General features: G+C 68.4%; 17 protein-coding genes and 1 pseudogene. 16 read left to right on the plus strand and 2 right to left on the minus strand.

What is annotated here, in order from left to right; genetic code table 11:
* The first annotated feature begins 38 nt into the window (after positions 1-38).
* From J2126_RS15210 to J2126_RS15245, 8 genes and pseudogenes are all read left to right on the plus strand, one after another.
* Positions 39-1,007 (plus strand): universal stress protein, encoded by a 969-nt coding sequence (locus J2126_RS15210; protein ID WP_209487749.1) that lies wholly within the window; start codon positions 39-41, stop codon positions 1,005-1,007.
* Between the two features lie 99 nt (positions 1,008-1,106).
* On the plus strand, positions 1,107-3,956 hold the full coding sequence (locus tag J2126_RS15215; RefSeq protein WP_209487750.1) for a monovalent cation/H+ antiporter subunit A: 2,850 nt from the start codon (positions 1,107-1,109) through the stop codon (positions 3,954-3,956).
* A 3-nt stretch (positions 3,957-3,959) separates the two neighbouring features.
* On the plus strand, positions 3,960-4,310 hold the full coding sequence (locus tag J2126_RS15220) for a Na+/H+ antiporter subunit C (RefSeq protein WP_209487751.1): 351 nt from the start codon (positions 3,960-3,962) through the stop codon (positions 4,308-4,310).
* Positions 4,307-5,839 carry a monovalent cation/H+ antiporter subunit D gene (locus J2126_RS15225; protein ID WP_348634311.1) on the plus strand — a complete coding sequence of 511 codons (1,533 nt, stop codon included), beginning with the start codon at positions 4,307-4,309 and terminating at the stop codon, positions 5,837-5,839. The genes J2126_RS15220 and J2126_RS15225 overlap by 4 nt, the downstream gene beginning before the upstream one ends.
* 1 nt (position 5,840) lies before the next feature.
* The gene (locus tag J2126_RS15230) at positions 5,841-6,332 is read left to right on the plus strand and encodes a Na+/H+ antiporter subunit E (protein WP_209487752.1); all 492 of its coding nucleotides are present in this window, start codon (positions 5,841-5,843) and stop codon (positions 6,330-6,332) included.
* Complete coding sequence (locus J2126_RS15235) at positions 6,329-6,598, plus strand: K+/H+ antiporter subunit F (RefSeq protein ID WP_209487753.1); 270 nt, start codon at positions 6,329-6,331, stop codon at positions 6,596-6,598. Before J2126_RS15230 ends, J2126_RS15235 begins: the two co-directional genes overlap by 4 nt.
* A gap of 9 nt (positions 6,599-6,607) precedes the next feature.
* Complete coding sequence (locus tag J2126_RS15240; RefSeq protein WP_209487754.1) at positions 6,608-6,934, plus strand: Na+/H+ antiporter subunit G; 327 nt, start codon at positions 6,608-6,610, stop codon at positions 6,932-6,934.
* A gap of 92 nt (positions 6,935-7,026) precedes the next feature.
* Positions 7,027-7,149: pseudogene (locus tag J2126_RS15245) on the plus strand (transposase); the annotation flags it as partial.
* Positions 7,150-7,244: 95 nt separating this feature from the next.
* Here J2126_RS15245 and J2126_RS15250 read toward each other — a convergent pair.
* Complete coding sequence (locus tag J2126_RS15250; RefSeq protein WP_209487755.1) at positions 7,245-9,287, minus strand: molybdopterin-containing oxidoreductase family protein; 2,043 nt, start codon at positions 9,285-9,287, stop codon at positions 7,245-7,247.
* Between the two features lie 211 nt (positions 9,288-9,498).
* Between J2126_RS15250 and J2126_RS15255 the strand changes: the two genes are divergently transcribed.
* The 4 genes from J2126_RS15255 (at position 9,499) to J2126_RS15270 (ending at position 12,733) form a co-directional block, all read left to right on the plus strand.
* The gene (locus tag J2126_RS15255) at positions 9,499-10,044 is read left to right on the plus strand and encodes a dihydrodipicolinate synthase family protein (RefSeq protein WP_209487756.1); all 546 of its coding nucleotides are present in this window, start codon (positions 9,499-9,501) and stop codon (positions 10,042-10,044) included.
* Positions 10,041-10,259: a hypothetical protein gene (locus J2126_RS15260; protein WP_209487757.1), complete on the plus strand. Its 219-nt coding sequence runs from the start codon at positions 10,041-10,043 to the stop codon at positions 10,257-10,259. The genes J2126_RS15255 and J2126_RS15260 overlap by 4 nt, the downstream gene beginning before the upstream one ends.
* A 123-nt stretch (positions 10,260-10,382) precedes the next feature.
* Positions 10,383-11,093 (plus strand): ABC transporter ATP-binding protein, encoded by a 711-nt coding sequence (locus tag J2126_RS15265; RefSeq protein ID WP_209487758.1) that lies wholly within the window; start codon positions 10,383-10,385, stop codon positions 11,091-11,093.
* 86 nt (positions 11,094-11,179) lie between these two features.
* Positions 11,180-12,733, plus strand: a complete 1,554-nt coding sequence (locus tag J2126_RS15270; RefSeq protein WP_209487759.1) for a PLP-dependent aminotransferase family protein — start codon at positions 11,180-11,182, stop codon at positions 12,731-12,733.
* A gap of 79 nt (positions 12,734-12,812) precedes the next feature.
* Here J2126_RS15270 and J2126_RS15275 read toward each other — a convergent pair whose 3' ends face one another.
* Positions 12,813-13,700 (minus strand): LysR family transcriptional regulator, encoded by an 888-nt coding sequence (locus J2126_RS15275; RefSeq protein WP_209487760.1) that lies wholly within the window; start codon positions 13,698-13,700, stop codon positions 12,813-12,815.
* A gap of 187 nt (positions 13,701-13,887) precedes the next feature.
* Here J2126_RS15275 and mmsB point away from each other — a divergent pair, with 187 nt between their 5' ends.
* The 4 genes from mmsB (at position 13,888) to J2126_RS15295 (ending at position 18,946) form a co-directional block, all read left to right on the plus strand.
* The gene (gene mmsB, locus J2126_RS15280; protein ID WP_281066342.1) at positions 13,888-14,793 is read left to right on the plus strand and encodes a 3-hydroxyisobutyrate dehydrogenase; all 906 of its coding nucleotides are present in this window, start codon (positions 13,888-13,890) and stop codon (positions 14,791-14,793) included.
* A 33-nt stretch (positions 14,794-14,826) separates the two neighbouring features.
* On the plus strand, positions 14,827-16,326 hold the full coding sequence (gene mmsA / locus J2126_RS15285; RefSeq protein WP_209487762.1) for a CoA-acylating methylmalonate-semialdehyde dehydrogenase: 1,500 nt from the start codon (positions 14,827-14,829) through the stop codon (positions 16,324-16,326).
* Between the two features lie 133 nt (positions 16,327-16,459).
* Complete coding sequence (locus tag J2126_RS15290) at positions 16,460-17,671, plus strand: ABC transporter substrate-binding protein (RefSeq protein ID WP_245327940.1); 1,212 nt, start codon at positions 16,460-16,462, stop codon at positions 17,669-17,671.
* Positions 17,672-17,893: 222 nt separating this feature from the next.
* Positions 17,894-18,946 (plus strand): LacI family DNA-binding transcriptional regulator, encoded by a 1,053-nt coding sequence (locus J2126_RS15295; RefSeq protein WP_348634312.1) that lies wholly within the window; start codon positions 17,894-17,896, stop codon positions 18,944-18,946.
* Positions 18,947-18,961: the final 15 nt, after the last annotated feature.

An 18,961-nucleotide genomic window follows, 5' to 3' on the forward strand; every position in this document is an offset into this window, starting at 1 on the left:
CACGACCCGTTGGCCGCCCCTCCGCCGAGAGCGCGGTGATGGCATCCACGATCGCACCGGCGCGCCGAGTGCGGCGCGACCATGTGCGCGCCGTATTGACCTTGCGTAATGTGCTACGAGCAGGAGCGGCGCGCACCCGCGGCGCGCGACCGGAGGAAGACGACGGAGGCGTTACGATGATAAGAAATCTGTTGCTTCTGTTGGGGGAAAGCCCCGCCGGCGCGGTTGCCAATGCGTATGCCAGAGGGCTTGCCCGACGCGGCGATGTGTCCCTGACAGCACTGGCCGGGATCGATCTCTCCTACATCGAAGCTCCCATGCTGGGGACCATCGGGGGCGCCGCCTATCATGCGCGGATGGAAAGCGGCCTCCAGAGCGCGGCCGAGCGGGCCAGCAACACCCTGACCGAGGCCTTTGCGCGGGACTGCGCGCGGGAAGGCATCCCCGCCGCCCAGCTTGCCTTCAAGGGAGATCCCTTCGATCAGGTCACAGCGGCCAGCGCGCTCTGCGATCTCGTCGTCGCCGGCCACGACGTGACGTTCCGCGGCACCGGCAGAGAGCGCAATTCGGATACGCTGAGCCAGCTTCTGCAAGCCGCGCCGCGGCCGGTGCTGGTCTGCCCGGACGTGGCGCCAGCCGGCGGCGACGTGCTGGTGGCCTATGACGGCAGCCTTCCCGCCATGCGCGCGCTTCAGCTTTTCGTCCTTCTGGGGTGCTGGGCGGACCGCAGCATCACCGTCGTTTCGGTGGATACGCAGAGCGAGACGGCGGAACGCCTCGCGACCGATGCTCAGACCTATCTGAGCCGGCATGGCTACGCGGTGTCGACCAGGCCCATCACCTCAGGCGCCCATCCCTCCGAGGTCATCGATAGCCATGTGGTGGACGGGTTCGAGCTCCTGGTGATGGGCGCATACGGGCGGCGCGGACTCAGGGAGTTCATCTTCGGCTCCACCACGCAGACCGTCGTGGGCCTGCCGAAAACCTGTATCTTCCTGTATCACTGAGGCGGGGCGGTCACTTCCCTCGCCGACGTATCCCGGCGGCACCGCGGGGCTTCGGCCTCATCCACCTGACATCCGCAGGCGAGACGAGGCCTCGACCGCATGACACTCCTCCTCGTTGTCCTTGTTCCGTTTTTCGGCGCGCTGCTGCCGCCGCTGGTCATCCGCTCCGGCCGCGACACGTGTGCGATGGCGACGGCGGCCGTCACGTTGCTCGCTCTCGCGCTGCTGATGAGCCACGCGCCGGCCGTCTTCTCCGGCGAGGTACCGAAAGCCGAAATACCATGGGTCCCGGCCATGGGCCTGTCATTCTCGGTGTTCGCGGACGGGCTCGGCTTCTTCTTCGCGGCGATGATCCTCACCATCGGCCTCCTGGTCATCATCTATGCGCGCTATTACCTCTCGCGCGAGGATCCCATGGGTCGCTTTTTCACCTATCTGCTCCTGTTCCAGGGGGCGATGGTGGGCGTGGTGCTCTCCGACAACGTCGTCGCGCTGCTCGTCTTCTGGGAGATGACGAGCCTCACCTCCTTCCTGCTCATCGGCTTCTGGCGCAAGCGCGCCGACGCGCGGCAGGGCGCGCGCATGGCCTTGGTTGTGACAGGCGGCGGCGGGCTCGCTCTCATCGCCGGGCTGCTGCTGGTGGCCGAGGCTGCGGGCTCCTACCAATTGTCGGACATCCTGGCGCGGGGCGACGTGGTGCGCGCCTCGCCGCTCTACCTGCCGGCGCTGGGGCTGGTGTTGTTGGGCGCCTTCACCAAATCGGCCCAGTTCCCGTTCCATTTCTGGCTGCCCCACGCCATGGCGGCGCCGACACCGGTCTCGGCCTATCTGCACTCCGCCACCATGGTGAAGGCGGGTGTGTTCCTGCTCGCACGGCTGTGGCCGGTGCTTGCCGGCACAGACGCCTGGTTTCTCATCGTCGCGCCGGTGGGGCTCGCCACCATGCTCATCGGCGCGGTGATCGCGCTGTTCAAGGACGATCTGAAGGCACTGCTGGCCTTCTCCACGGTCAGCCATCTCGGGCTCATGACCATGCTGCTCGGATTCGGCACGCCCATGGCCGCGGTGGCGGCGGTGTTTCACATCATCAACCACGCGACCTTCAAGGCCGCCCTGTTCATGAGCGCCGGCATCGTCGATCACGAGACGGGCACGCGCGACATCCGCCGCCTCGGCGGCCTCCTCTGGCTGATGCCCGTCACGGGCACGCTGGCGCTTCTGGCGTCGGCCTCCATGGCCGGCGTGCCGCTGTTCAACGGCTTCCTGTCCAAGGAGATGATGCTGGAGGAGACCGCCCACACCGCCTATCTCGGCCTCGATTTCCTGTTCCCCGTGCTGGCGACGGTGGCTGCGCTGTTCTCGGTGGCCTATTCGGCGCGCTTCGCCATCGGCACCTTCCTCGGCAAGGCGCGGGACGATTATCCCCACCATCCGCACGATCCGCCGCTCGGCATGTGGTTGCCGGTGGCCGTGCTGGTGGTGCCGGTCATCGCCATCGGCATCCTGCCCGGTGCCGTCGCCGGCCCGCTGGTGGCATTGACCGCCGGTGCGGTGATCGGCGGCCCGCTGCCGGAGTATCATCTCGCGCTCTGGCATGGCATCACGCCCGCCCTTGTCATGAGCCTTGCCGCCTTCGCCGGAGCAGCCCTGCTCCTGCTCGGCTTCGCCCGCGCCGACGCGCTCCGCCTTCGCCTGCCGCGCCTCGATGCCAAGGCCATGTTCGAGACGACCAGCGCAGGCCTGGTTGTCGCCAGCCGCCGCGCCGTGGCAGCGGTTCATGACGGGTCGCTGCCGCGCTATGCCGGGGTGATCCTCGCCACGCTGGTGGCGGTCGGCGGCTACGGCTTCTGGAGCGCGACGCATGCGGCCGGAAGCCGGCCGCTGCTGCCGGTGAGCCTGCCGGCCGCGACCGCCTTCCTGGCCCTGCTCCTCGCCAGCGGCATGGTCCTGCTGCGCCATGGCGATCGGCTCACTGCGCTCATCCTCACCGGCGTGGTGGGCGTCATCGTGGCCCTCGCCTTCCTCCAGTTTTCCGCGCCCGACCTTGCCTTGACGCAGATTTCCGTGGACGTGGTGACGACCATCCTGATGCTGCTCGCCCTCAACCTTCTGCCGAAGACGACGCCGCGTGAGGAGAGCCGTGCCGTGCGATGGCGCGACGGTCTCCTGGCCGGTCTCGCGGGCCTCGGCGTCGCCGGTCTCGCCTATGGGGTGATGACCCGCGACGGCACCTCCATCTCGGACTATTACCTCTCGGAATCGAAGCCCGGCGGCGGTGGCACCAACGTGGTCAACGTGATCCTCGTGGACTTCCGCGGCTACGACACCTTCGCAGAGATCATCGTGCTCGGTATCGCCGCCCTCGCCATCTATGCGCTGCTCGACCCGGCCCTGAAGGGCGCCGCCGTGCGCCGGATCAAGGCGATGCTCCCCCACGAGGAGGCGTTGGACGCCCATCCCCTGCTGCTCGTCATGGCGACCCGCGTGCTGCTACCGCTGTCGCTGGTGGTGGGCACCTACATCTTCCTGCGCGGCCACAACGAGCCGGGCGGCGGCTTTGTCGCCGGCCTCGTGGTCGCCATCGCCCTGATCATGCAATACATCGCTTCCGGCTATGGCTGGGCGGCGGCGCGCATGCGGGTGGATGCGCAATCCTATATCGGCGCGGGCGTCGCCATTGCCGGCCTCACGGGTGTGGCGGCCTTCCTGTTCGGGCGGCCCTTCCTCACCTCCACCTTTGGCTATCTGACCTGGCCGGTGGTGGGCAAGTTCGAGGTCGCTTCCGCCATGGCGTTCGATCTCGGCGTATTCCTGACCGTGGTGGGCGTGATGGTGCTGTCGCTCGCCCAGCTCTCCCGGGTCTCTCGGCGGATTGATCCCGCCCCGGACAATCAGGAGCCGATGGATGTCCGGCTGGAGCCGTCCGCCTCCCGGGCGCGGGAGGGCTGAGGCATGGAGCTTCTCCTCGCCGCCGGCATCGGCATCCTCACCGCCGTCGGGCTCTACCTGGTGCTCCGGGCGCATACATTCCCGGTGATCCTCGGCCTCACTTTCCTGTCCTACGCGGTGAACCTCTTCCTCTTCGCCATGGGCCGTCTCACCATCGACCGGCCGCCGGTGACCGTGCCCGATGCGGCCGGCTACACCGACCCGCTGCCGCAGGCGCTGGTGCTGACGGCCATCGTCATCTCCTTCGGCATGACCGCCTTGATCGTGGTGCTGGCACTGCGCGGCTTCCTGGAGACCGGCTCCGACGGCTCCCACCTCGATGCGCCGCGCGGCGACAAGGGAGATGCGCCGTGACGCCCGCCATCTCCGCCCTCGACCACGCCATCATCCTGCCGGTGCTGCTGCCGGCGCTCACCGCCGCTTTCCTCGTGCTTGCGCTGCGCCATCACCTGCGGGGCCAGCGCATCGCCTCCATCGCTGCGACCGGGCTGTTGCTGGCTCTGGCGGTCCTCCTGTTCGCGCTCGCCTCGGACGGGACAGTCCGCGCCTACCGGCTCGGCGACTGGCCGGCGCCCTACGGGATCGCCCTGGTGCTGGACCGGCTCTCGGCAACCATGCTCCTCCTCACCGCCGTTCTGGCCGCCTGCGTGCTGATCTATGCAGCCGGCGGCGTAGACGGGCGCGGGCGGCATTTCCACCCGCTGTTCCAGTTCCAGCTCATGGGCATCAACGGCGCCTTCCTGACCGGCGACGTGTTCAACCTCTTCGTCTTCTTCGAGGTGATGCTGATCGCCTCCTACGGGCTGATGCTGCACGGTGGCGGCCCCGGACGGTTGAAGGCGGGATTCCAGTATGTGGCCATCAACCTGCTCGTGTCCGCCGTCTTCCTGGTGGGCGTCGGCCTCATCTATGCCGTCACCGGAACGCTCAACATGGCGGACCTCGCAGTGAAGGTGCCGCAGGTCCAGCCGGCGGATGCGGGCCTGCTGAAGGCCGGCGCACTTCTGCTCTTCCTCGTCTTCGCCACCAAGGCCGCGCTGGTTCCGCTGCACTGGTGGCTGCCGGCCACCTATGCCGGCACGTCGGCGCCGTGCGCCGCATTGTTCATGATCATGACCAAGGTCGGCGCCTACGCCATCATCCGCGTCTATGGCCTCGTTTTCGGGGCCGGGGCCGGGTCCGTTGCCTTGGCGGCGGCGCCATTCGTGATCCCCGCCGCACTGGCGACGCTGGTGGTGGGGACGGTCGGGCTCGTGGGGAGCCGGACGCTGCGCGATCTCAGCGCCTTCGCGGTCATCGCCTCCATGGGCACGCTGCTCATCGCCCTCGGCCTCTTCGATGTGGAGGGGCTGTCCGCCGGCCTCTATTATCTCGTCCACTCGACGCTCGCCGGCGCGGCGCTGTTCCTCATCGCCGGCATGGTGCAGGAGCAGCGCGGTGCCGCCAGCGACCGGCTGATCCCGGCGCCGGCCATGGGGGGCGAGACGCTCCTAGCCGCCCTGTTCTTCCTCGCCGCCATTGCCCTCGTCGGCCTGCCGCCTCTATCGGGCTTCATCGGCAAGGTGATGATCCTCGAGGCCGTGCGCACCTCCGCCATCTGGCCGTGGATCTGGTCTGCCATCCTCGGTGCCAGCCTCCTGATGACCTTCGGCTTCGCGCGGGCGGGCTCGGTGCTGTTCTGGGCCAGCGGGCCGGTCTCTGAGCCGAAGCCGGTGCCCGCGCTGGCGGGGCTTGCGGCGGTCATCCTGCTGCTCGCGGCCACCATCGGCTGGACGCTCGCCGCAGGCCCGGCCACGCAGGCGCTTGGCCTCACCGCCCGGCAGGCCCTCGACCGCGACGCCTACATCCAGGCCGTGCTGCCGCCCGCCACGCCGGAGAAGTGACATGCGCACACGCCTTCTCCCCCATCCCCTGCTGACGCTGCTCCTCATCCTCGTCTTCATCTTCCTGATGAACGAGGTAACGCCGGGCGTGGTGGTGCTCGGCATCGTCCTCGGTGTCATCATCCCGCTCCTCACCGCGCCGTTCTGGCCAGGACGACCGAAACTGAAGGCGCCGCTGACCATCGCGAGCTACGTGCTGATCGTGCTGTGGGACATAATTGTCTCCAACATCGAGGTCGCATGGATCATCTTGTTCCGGCCGGCCAACCGCCTGCGCACCCGCTACGTGACTGTGCCCCTCGACCTCAAGACGCCGGAGGCCATCGCCGTCCTCTCCGGCACCATCACCATGACGCCGGGCACGGTGAGCGCTGACCTCAGCGCAGATGGCAAGACCCTGCTGGTGCACTGCCTCGACGCCAGCGACCCGGACGGTGCCGTCGCCACCATCAAGGCGCGCTACGAAAGCCGGCTGAAGAGGATATTCGAATGATCGCCATCGCCATCGCCATTGCGGCGGGGGCCATCTGCCTCGCCATCGGCCTCACCCTTTACCGCCTCGCCGTCGGGCCCGACGCCACCGACCGGGTGCTGGCGCTGGATACGCTCGTGATCGAGACCATCGCGCTCATCGTGCTGCTCGGCATCGCTTACGGCACGGGCATGTATTTCGAGGCGGCTTTGCTGTTCGCCATGGTCGGCTTCGTCACCACCGTCGCCTTCTGCAAGTTCCTGCTGCGCGGCAACGTGATCGAATAGGAGGGGCGCATGAACCCGCTCGTCGAGGCGCTCGTCGCCGCGCTCATTCTCATCGGCGCTTTCTTTCTGCTCGTGGGTGCCCTCGGCCTCGCCCGCCTGCCGGACATGATGCGCCGCCTGCACGGACCGACCAAGGCGACCACGCTGGGTATCGGCTCCCTGCTGATCGCCTCGATCATCTATTTCACCGCGACACGGGGCGGCTTCTCCGTTCACGAGCTGCTCATCGCCCTGTTTCTCTTCCTCACCGCTCCCGTCAGCGCGCAAATGCTGGCGAAGGCCCATCTCCTGCGCAGCCGGGCGGAGCGGAGCCAGCTCCCGCAACCGACGGAGTGAGCTGCCCCGGGCGTGGCCCCATGAATTCGCGCGCGTGAGCGTGTCGTGATGCAAGCTCCCGTACTGGGAGGTTAACAGATGCCCGTCACGAGCTGACCGACGAGGAATGGGCGATCATCGCGCCGCTGCTGCCGAACAAGCTGCGTGGCGTGCCGCGGGTGGATGACCGCCGAGTGATCAACGGCATGCTCTGGCGCTTTCCGCCTCGCAGCCCTCAACCTCGCTGCAACACCTATCTGGATCACGCGTTATGAGTCCGCCTGCTAGCTCGCCAGAGACACGCACCACATGGCGAACGTCCGCGATGGGCTCATTCCGCGGCCTCGGGGCGGATCAGGCGCACCTCGGTGCCGTGGACGGTGGTGCTCTCGGCGATGTCGCTCTTGCGGCCCGGCACCAAGGCATTCACGTTGGCATCGCCCGGCGAGAGGCTCGGCCAGCGCCCCTTGTGCATCAGCGCGACGCCCGGAAGGGTGCGGTCCGAGATGGCGACGGCGACCGGCACCCGGCCCTCGCCAGCGGCTAGAACCACCTGATCGCCCTCCGCGAGGCCTTCGCGCGCCGCGTCGTCCGGATGAAGCGCCACGGTCGGCGGTCCGAGCCGGCGCCGGATCACCGGATCATTGCCGTAGCTGGAGTTCATCTGCCATTGGGAGGCGGGGGACAGGATGCGCATCCGGCCATCGGCGGGCGGCGCGTCGGCATGGGCCACCGGCAGGCGCGGCAGGCCGAGGGCGGCCGCCTGCTCGCTCGCAAGCTCGATCCGTCCCGACGGCGTGCCGAAGGTGAGGCCCTCGAACTGCACCTTCGGCTCGGGGAAGACGGTGGCCGTGCCCACGGCGGCGAGATCCGCGAAGGTGCCCTCGAAGGGTGTCTGGGCGAGGAGCCGCGCGATGAGGTCGGCATCGCTCTCGAACAGCTCCGGCTCGGTGAAGCCCATGGCTGTCGCGAGCCGCCGGAAGATCTCCGAATTGGGCAGCGCCGTGCCGGGGGGATCGCCCGCCTGCACCTGCGCCGAGACGGTGAGGTCGAAATAGGACAGCACCAGGTCGTCGCATTCCAGGAAGCTCGCCGCCGGCAGCACGATGTCGGCATAGGCGGTGGTGTCGGTGTGAAACAGCTCAACCGCCACATGGAACAGGTCCTCGCGCGCCAGCGCCCGGCGCAGGCGTGCCTGCTCCGGCGAGGAGGCGGCGGGGTTGTTGTTCCAGTTCACGAAGGCACGCGCGCAGCTCGCATCCTCCAGCGTCGCCGCGAGGTCCATGTGGCTGATAGCGGGCGGCGCGTTGGTTGCAAGCGCGGGGCAGGTCAGCGCCGCCATGTCGATGCCGCGCCCGCCGGGGCCGTTCATGTAGAGGAAACCGGCGCCGGGCTTGCCGAGATTGCCGGAGAACGCCACCAGCGCCGCCAGCGCGCGGAAGGCATTGCCGCCGTAGGGCTGGCGCTGCACGCCCTGCCCGAGCCACAGGAGCGACGGGCCCGCACCATAGGCGCGCGCCGCCTCTTCGATCAGCTCCGCGGGCACGCCGCACAGCGTCGCCGCGTGCTCGGGCGTCATGGCGGCGATGGTCGGGGCAAGATCCTCCGCCCCCAGCACGTGGGCGCTCAGGAAATCCGTGTCGTCGAGCCCGTCCCGCCGCAGCACATGGATCAAGGCGAAGGCGAGAGCCGCATCGCTGCCGGGCCGCAGCTGCAAATGCAGGTCCGCCGCGCGTGCCGTGTCGTGCGCGATCGGATCGACGGCGATGACGCGCGTGCCCGCCGCCTGCGCGTCCGCCAGCCAGCCCTTGTTCTGGTGCGGCGCCGAGAAGGAGGGATTGGCGCCCCACACCAGGATGGTGCGGGCATCGCGCGCGGTGCGCGGGTCGAAGCCTTCCAGCGAGTTGCCGAAGGTCATTTCCAGCGCGACATGCCCTGCCTTGTTGCAGACGGTGTCGGGGTCGACTTCCGTCGCCCCGAGGCGGTTGAAGAAGCGGATGGGAAACCAGCCGCCCACCAGCCCCACCGTGCCGGTGTAATGGGTGTGGAGGATGGTGCGGGCCGCGCCTTCGGCGCTGAGCGCGCCGAAGCGCCGGGCGATCAGGGAAAGCGCCTCGTCCCAGCCGATGGGCTTGAACATCCCTTCGCCCTTGGCCCCGACGCGCCTGAGCGGCGTCGCCAGCCTGAAATCCGGCGCGCGCCAACTGCCGTTGTAGGCGATGGCGCACTTGCCGCAGAGGGCGCCCCGGGTGACGGCGTGGTCAGGGTCTCCGAGAACCTTCCGGATCGTGCCGTCGCGGCGACCCACGATCATCCCGCAGGCGTCGTAGCAGTCCCTCGGGCAAGTGGTCTTGATGAAGTCCTCATCCGCCATGGCGCTGGCCGGCCTCGTTCTGGTGAAGGGAAGAGCGGTCGCGACCGCCCGCACCGGCCGGTTCGCAGGGACAATTTATGCGAAAGGCCCCCCGGCTCCTAAGCCCTCCCTGAGCTGGTCCTATCGATTTTTCTCAAAGCGGAACCATCGCATGCCTTGTGAACCGCATCGCCCGGGCTCAGGCTTCATAGTGAAGACGGAGAGCCGAGGCATGACCAGGATGAATATCGAAAGTGTTGTTCTGTTTTCAGTGACGCCGATCGCGGCCGACGGCTCCATCGACTACACGCGGTGGAAGAAACATCTTGATGATGCACCTGCGGCCGGCATCCACAGCGTCACCCTGTTCGGCAGCACGGGCGCGAACGGCTACTTCACCGAAGCCGAGAAGATGAAGGCTCTGGAGGAGATCGCAGCCCATCTGGGCGGGCGGGTCCCGGTGATGACGGGCATCGGCGCCATGACCACGGCGGAGAGCGTCCGCCTGGCGAAGCACGCGGCCGACCATGGCGCGGATGCGGTGCTGGTGGTGCCGCTCAACTATTGGAAGCCGACCGAGCGCGAGATCATCACCCATTACGAGACGGTCGCCGCGGCCAGCGACCTGCCCCTGTGGCTCTACAACAATCCGCCGCTCGCCGGCATCGATCTCACTCCGGCCCTGGTGAAGAAGCTCTCGTCCATCCCGACGCTGGTGGGCATGAAGGATTCCTCCGGAGATCTGTCGCGCGCCTTCATGGTGCCGCCTTCGGCATGATCTTCCATTCCTTCCTGTTCAAGTTCTACGATCTGACAGGCGGAGAATCCGGCATATCGGTGCCACGCCCCAGCCTGTTCGGGGCCAGCTTCGCCTCCATGAGCAAGACCGCTTTCCTTGTGGGGCCGTTCTACTGGTACGCGCTCGGGCTGTTCTCGGTGATGTTCCTCCTCATGGCCCTGATCGTCTCCTCGCCCTTCGGGCTGGCGCTCTGATCGCGCGCTACGCCACCCGGGTCATCGGCCTGAAGGCCGGCAGCCTCGTCGCCGACATGCCGCCCGATGCTTTCTTCCGGGACCCGGAGGTGATCGACACCCTCGTCGGCAAGGTGCCCCACAATGCTCTCGGTTGATCGCCTCAGCGTCGATATCGCAGGCACGTCGATCCTGCGCGACATCTCGCTCGACGTGGCGGCGGGCGAGATCGTCTGCCTCGTCGGCCGCAACGGGGCCGGCAAGACGACGCTGCTCCGGACCCTCATGGGGCAGCTCGCGCCCCGCGCCGGGGCCGTCCTGTGGCGCGGGAAGGCGCTGGCCGGGCTTCCGCCGCACGAGGTCGCCCGGCGCGGCATCGGCTTCTCGCCGGAGGAAAGCGAGGTGTTCGCAAGCCTCTCGGTGGCCCAGAACATCGCCTTCGGCACCTGGACGCGGCCCTCGCGGGAGCGCCCTGCGGCCGACCGCATCGCCTTCGCCTATGAGGTCTTTCCCAAGCTCGTCACCTACATGGCGCGCGGCGGTGCCGAACTCTCCGGCGGCGAGCGCAAGATGGTATCCATCGCCCGCGCCCTGGCCCTCGATCCCGACCTGCTGCTGCTCGACGAGCCGTTCGAGGGGCTCTCGCCCGCCATCATCCCCACCATCGCCGCCGGCATCGCCTCCATCCGCGCCTCGGGGCGGGCGATCCTGATGGCGGAATCCAACGTCCAGCATATTCCCCACTATGTCTCGCTCATCTATGTGATCGAGCGGGGCGAGATCGTCTTCCGCGGCAGCCTGGCGGCCGCGCGGGCGGACCCGCTGGTCCGTCAGGTGGCTTCCGGCCTTGCGTGAGGGGGATTTGGAGCAGGGGGATTTGGAGCAAGTGGATGGCACATGAATTGCTTTTCCTGCCCCAGGGGCAAGGATCGAGCAGGCACATGATTCCACTGCATCTGGACCCTGCCGCGGGCGTCACGCTCCAGGAGCAGGTCTACGACCAGTTCCGCGCGGCCATTCTCGCCCGCACGCTGCCGCCGGGCGCGGCACTGCATTCGACGAGGGAACTGGCCCGCACGCTCAAGGTGTCGCGCAACACCATCGTGCTTGCGTTCGAGCGGCTCGCGAAGGAAGGCTACCTCGTGAAGCGGCCGGGCGCCGGCACCTTCGTGTGCGAGGTGCTGCCGGAGGCCTGCGTCGGCCTGTCGGAATCGCCTATTCCTGAGGCATCGAGCCGCGCGCCGCGTCCACCCGAGCCCGCGGTCGTGCACCCGCCGGTGCTGCTGCGCGCGGCGCCGCTGCGCATGGTGCAGACCGGCCCCAGCGGGATGCAGGTGGATTTCTGGTACGGCAGCGCCAACAGCCGGAATTTTCCGCTCCGTGAATGGCGGCAATTGCTGCTGGAGAACCTGTCGCGCGCCTCCGGCAACCTGTCCGGCTACGGTTCGCCGGAAGGCGCGGTCGAGCTGCGCAGCGCCATCGCCCGGCATGTCTCGGCAAATCGCGCCATTCCGGCCGAGCCGGATCAGGTCATCATCACCGCCGGCGCGCAGGAGGGCTTCAATCTCATCAGCCGCCTGTTCGTGCAGCCGGGGGTGAGGATCGCCATCGAGGACCCCTGCTATGCCGGCGCGGCGCATGTCTTCTCCAGCTTCGGCGGCGCTCTGGTGCCGGTGCCGGTGGATGCGCACGGCCTGTGCACGGAGTATCTGGCGGGCTGCGGCGCGACACTCGCCTATGTCACTCCCTCCCACCAGTTCCCCACCGGGGTCACCATGTCGCTCGGGCGCCGCCGCGAGCTTCTGGCCTGGGCCCGCAGCAGCGGCGCCTATGTGGTGGAGGACGATTACGACAGCGATTTCCGCTATGACGGCGCCCCGCTCGCCGCGCTGGCGGGGCTCGATGCCAATACCTCGGTGATCTATCTCGGCACCTTCTCCAAGTCCGTCGGCGCCGGCATCCGCACCGGCTACATGGTGGTTCCCAAGCAACTGGTCAGGCCCGTGCGGCAAGCCAAGAGCCTCGCCAATTATGGCCATCCCTGGCTCGACCAGATCGTGCTCGCGGACTTCATCGATCAGGGCCGCTTCGCCCGGCACGTGCGGCGCATCCGCCAGACCTACAGCGAGGCGCGGCAGGCCCTGGTGGACAGCCTGAACACCCATTTCGGGCCTGCGCGCATCTCCGGTGCCGATGCCGGCATGCACGTCATGTGGACGCTGCCGGACCATTTCCCGCCGGTGCGCGAGGTGGCGCGGATCGCCGCCGATGCCGGGGTCGGAATCTACACGCTGGAGGCGGCGGGCGCCCACGAGATCGTCCCGTTCCGCTGTCCCCGCGCCGTGGTGCTGGGATATGCGGCGCTGACGCCGGAGGCGATCCGCAAGGGCATCGCCCGGCTCGCAACCGCTCTGTCCCGGGCGGGCGTCGACCTCTCCCCCCGCTTCGTGCGGCATCGGCCGAGCGTGCTGGCGGCACCGGGACCGCAGCGATAGCGCGTCCACGCTCCGCCAGCCCGACCGCGCAGGAAGCCGGCGCAAGCCCCGCCGATCGGCCCGGATTTGCCGCGTGCGCCTAGACCATCAGGCGCTGGCTGTGCTCGCGGGTGGTCCGCTTCAGGAACTGCCACACCGCTTGCACGCGGGCGATGCGCTTCAGCTCGGTCGGCATCATCACCCAATAGGTCCGCTGGAAGCTCACCTCGCTGCCCAGCACCGGCCTGAAGGCCTCGTCCTGGCCCACGAGGTAGGACGGCAGGATGGCGATGCCGCCACCCGAGGCGACGATCGCCATCTGGGAGAAAATGCTGGTGCTGCGGATGCCCGGCCAGCTGGACTGAACCAGATCCCAGATCACCGGCAGGCCCTTGGCCGGGCCGCTTTCCTCGATGTAGCTCACGAGGTGGTGGTCCTTCAGGTCCGCAAGGCGTGTGATGGGGGCGTGGGTCGCGAGGTAGGACGGCGCCGCATAGAGACGCAGCGTGTAGTCGTAGAGCTTCGTGATGAGGTAGGGGCCGCGCTCGGGCCGGTCGATGGTGATGACGATGTCCGCCTCGTTGCGCGCCAGAAGGACCGGGCGGGGCTGAACGATGAGATCCACCCGAAGGTTCGGATGCTGCCGGCGCAGCTCGGCGAGATCGTGCGGCAGCACGCCGGCGGCGTAGCCCTCGGTGCAGCCCACCCGGACGATGCCCGAGACCGACTGGGCGGGCGCCGTCTTCTCCTCGTCCATGCTGAGGAACAGGTCCTCGACGGCCTGTGCCTCCACCAGCAGGTTCCGCCCGCGCAATGTCAGCTCATGTCCCGTGTGGGTGCGGGTGAAGAGGGGCGCGCCCACCGCCAGCTCGAGCCGCTGGATTCGGCGGGCGACCGTGGTGTGCTTGACGTCCAGCCGGCGGGCCGCCTCGGTCAGCGTGCGCGTGCGCGCCAGCTCCAGGAAGAACCGCAGATCGTCCCATTCCATGCCGAGAACTCGCGATGTGCAAATTTGCACACTAGCCTCACATCCAGCGGCAGTTCAAGCGGACGGCCTGCGTGTTACCAATTCCCCTGGGTACCGATCCATCGAGCGCAGCGGCGACATCCGCCAGACGCTCAGGCCGACGCAATGCGGAGGCTGACAACGGACGGACCGAGGGAGCGGTAGGTTTATGTCCAGCATTGCCTTTCTAGGCATCGGAAACATGGGTTTTCCGATGGCGTCCAACCTTGTGCGCGCCGGCCACGAGGTTCGCGCATTCGACCCCTCCGCCGGGGCGTTGGAGCGCCTCGCGGCGCTGGGCGCGCGGGCGGCGGAGAGCCCGCTTGCGGCGGCAGAAGGCGCCGACATGGTCATCACCATGGTGCCCAACAGCCGCGCGGTCGCGGATCTTTATCTCGGGCCCACGGGCCTTCTTGCGCGCCTTGAGGGGCGCCCCCTGCTGGTGGACTGCTCGACCATCGCACCGGAGGTGGCGCGCGATCTTGCGTCCGCTGCCGGGCGGGACGGTTTCAGCATGCTCGATGCGCCGGTCTCCGGCGGCGTGCAGCGCGCCGCCGAAGGCACGCTGAGCTTCATGGTGGGCGGCGCGGATGACGCGCTGGAACAGGCGCGGCCGGTGCTGGAGCAGATGGGGCGGTTCATCTTCCATGCCGGTGGCAATGGGGCGGGACAGGCGGCCAAGATCTGCAACAACATGCTCGCCGCGGTCACCATGGCTGCGACCGCCGAAGTGATGGAACTCGGCGCCCGCAACGGCCTCGACGCCGCCGTCCTCACCGCCATCATGCAGAAAAGCTCCGGCGGGAATTTCTTCCTCGAACGCTGGCATCCCTGGCCGCACGTGCTGCCGGACTCGCCCTCCAGCAAGGGCTACGCCGCAGGCTTCCAGCTGGCCCTGATGCTCAAGGATCTCGGCCTCGCGCTCGACAGCGCCCGGGCCAACGGCGCCGCCGTGCCCCTGGGGGCGCTGGCGCAGAGCCTCTATGCGCTGCGCTCCAAGGAGGCCGGTGCGCCCGCCTTGGACTTCTCCTGCATCCAGACCCTCTACACGCACCAGAACACACATCAGGCCTGAGTCCGGTCTTCCCCAATCCAAGGAGTTCATCCCGTGTACGGCATCGATCACTACATCGGCGGCACGTTCAGCCGCGGCTCCGGCACCCGTTCCGGCCCGGTGTTCAATCCCTCCACCGGCGAGGAAATCTACCGCTGCAATTATGCCGACCGCGGCACGGTGGACGAGGTGGCCAAGGTGGCCGTCGCGGCCGGCCGGGCCTGGGCCGGCCAGTCGCAGACGCGGCGCCTGCAGGTCATCTTCAAGATGCGCGAACTGGTGATCGCCAACATCGACGCGCTGGCGGAGATCACCGGTCTCGAGCACGGCAAGACCATCGATGACGCGAAAGGCGAGATCGGACGCGCGGTCGAGGCGCTGGAGTTCGCCACCAACGCCCCGCAGGTGACGAAGGGCGAATACTCCGTCAACGTCGGCGGCGGCATCGATACCTTCTCCATCCGCCAGCCGGTGGGCGTGGTCGGCTGCATCGCGCCGTTCAACTTCCCCGTCATGGTGCCGCTCATGATGGGCGCGATGGCCGTGGCCGTGGGCAATGCGGTGGTGGTGAAGCCATCCGAGCGCGTTCCCGGCGCCACCGCCCTTGTCAGCGAGCTGTGGAAGAAGGCCGGCCTGCCGGACGGCGTGTGGAACGTGGTCAACGGCGACGCCGAGGTGGTGGACGCGATCCTGGAGCACCCCTCCATCGCCGCCATCAGCTTCGTCGGGTCCACGCGCGTGGGCGAATACATCTACCAGAAGGGCTGTTCCCACAATAAGCGGGTCGCGGCCTACACCGGCGGCAAGAACCACATGGTGGTGATGCCGGACGCCGACCTCGAAGCCGCCGCGGCCGCCTTCATCAGCGCCGGCTACGGCTCCGCGAGCCAGCGCTGCATGGCCATCTCGCTCCTCGTTGCGGTGGGTGACCAGACCGCCGACCGGCTGCGCGCGCTCATCGTGCCCATGGTGGAGAAGCTGCGGGTCGGGTCCTACAACGACAAGTCCGCCGACTTCGGCCCGCTCGTGACGGCGGCCGCCAAGGCCACGGTCGAAGCCGCTATCGACCGTGCCGTCGCAGAGGGCGCCGAGCTGGTGGTGGACGGCCGCGCGCAGGTCGCCGGCAAGTCCGGCTTCTATGTCGGCGCGTCGCTGGTGGATAACGTCACCACCGACATGCAGATGTGGAAGGAAGAGATCTTCGGCCCCGTGCGCGGCATGATGCGTGTCGACTCGCTTGATGCGGCGATCGAGGTGGTGAACGCGCACGAATACGGTAACGGCGCGGTGATCTTCACCCGCAACGGCCGCGCGGCGCAGCGCTTCTACATGGAGGTGGAAGCCGGCATGCAGGGCGTGAACGTCCCGGTTCCGGTGCCGGTGGGCCACCACAATTTCGGTGGCCTGCGCCGCTCCAAGTTCGGCGACGCCCACATGTTCGGCCCGGACGCCGCGCGCTTCTACACCAAGATGAAGACCATCTCCCAGCGCTGGCCCGAGCCGGACGCCAGCCTCGACCACGCCGTCTCGATGTCCTTCCCAAGCAACGGCTGACCGGCGCGGTCCGCCAGCGTCGAACGAGAGCCGGGGCGGGGAGGCAAAACCCCTCCGCCCCGCATTGGCCGAGGCCGCAAGAGGCCGGGCCGAAAAAAGACAACAACATAAATGGAGGAACGCCGTGAAGCTCATGACTTCCCTTGCCGCGCTCGTCGCGTCCGTGTCCCTGTGCCAGGCGGCCGAAATTTCCGGCGGCGTGGTCAAGATCGGGGTGCTGAACGACCAGTCGGGCGTCTATGCCGACTTCGGCGGCCGCACCTCCGTGGATGCCGCGCGCATGGCGGCCGACGAATTCATGTCGAAGAACAAGAATATCAAGGTCGAGATCGTCTCGGTGGACCACCAGAGCAAGGTGGACGTGGCCGTTGCCACCGCCAAGCAATGGTTCGAAACGGAAGGCGTTGACGCCATAGCAGATCTCACCAATTCGGCGGTCGCGATCGCGGTCAACACCATGGGGCGCGACCTCGGCAAGATCACCTTGATGACCGCTCCGCTCACCACGGCGCTTACCAACGAATCCTGCTCGCCCACCGGTTTCCACTGGGGCTGGGACACCTATTCGCAGTCGGTCGGCACGGCGTCCGCACTGCTCGACCGCGGCGAGAAGGACTGGTTCATCCTCGCCGCCGACTATGCGTTCGGCGCGGCGATGACCGCCGAGCTGGACCGGGTGGTGACGGCGAAGGGCGGCAAGGTCGTCGGCCAGGTGAAGCACCCGCTCGGCGCCAACGACTTCTCTTCCTTCCTGCTGCGGGCGCAGTCGTCGAAGGCGCAGATCATCGCGCTCGCCAATGGCGGCACCGACACCATCAACGCCATCAAGCAGGCCGGCGAGTTCGGCATCGCCGCCGGCGGCCAGAAGCTCGCGGGCCTCGCGGTGGTGATCAGTGATGTGCACGCCCTCGGGCTGAAGGCGGCGCAGGGCCTGATCGTCGCCACCCCCTTCTACTGGGATCACAACGCACAGACCCGCGCCTTCTCGCAGCGGTTCCAGGAGCGCACCAAGCGGATGCCGGGCGTGGTCCAGGCGGCCACCTACTCGGCCGTCTCGCACTATCTCCAGGCGGTCGCGGCCGCGGGCACCGATGACGGCAAGACGGTTGCCGCCAAGATGCGCGCCACACCGGTCCACGATGCCTATGCGCCCAATGGAAAGATCCGTCCCGACGGCCGCATGGTGACGGACATGTACCTCGTGGAGGTGAAGACCCCGGCCGAATCCAAGGGCGAGTGGGACTATTTCAAGGTGCTCGGCAAGATCCCGGAAGGCGACACCGCCGCTCCCCTGTCCGCCTCGCGCTGCCCGCTGGTCAAGGAAGCCGCCAGCCAGGCGAAATAGTCCTCCCGCGACCGGCAGGTGCCCTCTGGCGCCCGCCGGTCGCCTCTCGTCGGATGAGGGCAGGGCGGGCCATCGCTGGTCGAGCCGCTCGCGACGACGGGAACCCTATGATGGCCAGTATCGCGCGCCGGCGCCGCCGGCGATGGTCTTGTCCTGCAGCATGACCGGGCCATCGGCGCGCTCTTTTGGCCCGACGACATGCACCGCCTTGCAAAGACGCGCGTGACTGGGGATGGTTGCGCGGGAGAGCTGGCGGGGGGCTCCGGCGGGATGGCGCGGGTGACATTGGCGGATGTGGCGCGGGCGGCGGGCGTCGACATGTCGACGGCCTCGCGCGTGCTCCGGGGCGAGGCGACCCAGCGGGTGCGGGAGGAGACGCGCGTCCGCATCCTCAAGATCGCCGAGGAGATGCAATACCTCGCCAATCCGCTGGCGCGCGGGCTTCGCACCCAGCGCACCGATACGCTCGGCATCGTGGTGCCCCAGCTCGACAACCCGGTCTTCGCCTCGGCCATCCGGGGGGCGGAGCTGGCGGCGGCCGAGCGCGGCTATTCGCTGCTCATCTCCCATCGCGAGCCGGGCGAGACGGCCACCACCATCGCCAAGATCTCCCGCACCAATCGCGTGGACGGCCTGCTCGTCGCGAGCCTCGACGATGACGAGGTGCTGCGCACCGACCTCGCCGCCGCGCGCGTCCCCTTCGTGCTGATGAACCGCATCCTGCCCGGCGCCGCGCTTTCCGTGGTGCTGGACAGCCGCGCGGCGGCGCGCAAGGGCGTGGAGCATCTCACCGCCCTCGGCCATCGGCGCATCGCCCACCTTGCCGGCCGCGAAGGCGGCTTCAATGCCCGCGAGCGCCTGCAGGGCTATCGCGACGGGCTCGCGGCGGCGGGCATCGCGTTCGACGAAAAACTGGTGGGCGTGGCCGGCTACACCGCGGAAGGCGGCACCACGGCCATGCGGGCGCTGATGCCCCAACACCCCACGGCGGTGCTGGCCGCGACCCTCGTCTCCGCCGCCGGCGCCATGGCGACGCTGCACGAGGCGGGCCTGCGCATTCCCGAGGACATCTCGATCATCGGCCTGCACGACGCGCCGGTGGCGCGCATGCTCTATCCGGCCCTCACCAGCGTCGCCATGCCGACCGAGGAGATGGGCCGCGTCGCCGCCGATCTGCTCATTCGCGCCTTGGCGGGGGAAGAGCCTGAGCCCGTCGCGCCGCTGCCGCCCGGCGCCCTCGTGGTGCGTGGCTCCACCGGCCCAGCTCCTCACTGAACATCGCCGCTTGAC

It is taken from the genome of Xanthobacter flavus (genome assembly GCF_017875275.1).
Classification (GTDB): domain Bacteria; phylum Pseudomonadota; class Alphaproteobacteria; order Rhizobiales; family Xanthobacteraceae; genus Xanthobacter; species Xanthobacter flavus_A.

Excerpts from the sequence above, each read along its gene's own strand:
- J2126_RS15275 (WP_209487760.1), bottom strand. The coding sequence starts at position 13,700 with ATGGAATGGGACGATCTGCGGTTCTTCCTGGAGCTGGCGCGCACGCGC.
- J2126_RS15255 (WP_209487756.1), top strand. The coding sequence starts at position 9,499 with ATGACCAGGATGAATATCGAAAGTGTTGTTCTGTTTTCAGTGACGCCG.
- J2126_RS15215 (WP_209487750.1), top strand. The coding sequence starts at position 1,107 with ATGACACTCCTCCTCGTTGTCCTTGTTCCGTTTTTCGGCGCGCTGCTG.
- J2126_RS15250 (WP_209487755.1), bottom strand. The coding sequence starts at position 9,287 with ATGGCGGATGAGGACTTCATCAAGACCACTTGCCCGAGGGACTGCTAC.
- J2126_RS15235 (WP_209487753.1), top strand. The coding sequence starts at position 6,329 with ATGATCGCCATCGCCATCGCCATTGCGGCGGGGGCCATCTGCCTCGCC.
- J2126_RS15270 (WP_209487759.1), top strand. The coding sequence starts at position 11,180 with ATGATTCCACTGCATCTGGACCCTGCCGCGGGCGTCACGCTCCAGGAG.
- J2126_RS15220 (WP_209487751.1), top strand. The coding sequence starts at position 3,960 with ATGGAGCTTCTCCTCGCCGCCGGCATCGGCATCCTCACCGCCGTCGGG.
- J2126_RS15230 (WP_209487752.1), top strand. The coding sequence starts at position 5,841 with ATGCGCACACGCCTTCTCCCCCATCCCCTGCTGACGCTGCTCCTCATC.
- J2126_RS15260 (WP_209487757.1), top strand. The coding sequence starts at position 10,041 with ATGATCTTCCATTCCTTCCTGTTCAAGTTCTACGATCTGACAGGCGGA.
- J2126_RS15290 (WP_245327940.1), top strand. The coding sequence starts at position 16,460 with ATGACTTCCCTTGCCGCGCTCGTCGCGTCCGTGTCCCTGTGCCAGGCG.
- J2126_RS15240 (WP_209487754.1), top strand. The coding sequence starts at position 6,608 with ATGAACCCGCTCGTCGAGGCGCTCGTCGCCGCGCTCATTCTCATCGGC.
- J2126_RS15210 (WP_209487749.1), top strand. The coding sequence starts at position 39 with ATGGCATCCACGATCGCACCGGCGCGCCGAGTGCGGCGCGACCATGTG.
- J2126_RS15265 (WP_209487758.1), top strand. The coding sequence starts at position 10,383 with ATGCTCTCGGTTGATCGCCTCAGCGTCGATATCGCAGGCACGTCGATC.
- mmsB (WP_281066342.1), top strand. The coding sequence starts at position 13,888 with ATGTCCAGCATTGCCTTTCTAGGCATCGGAAACATGGGTTTTCCGATG.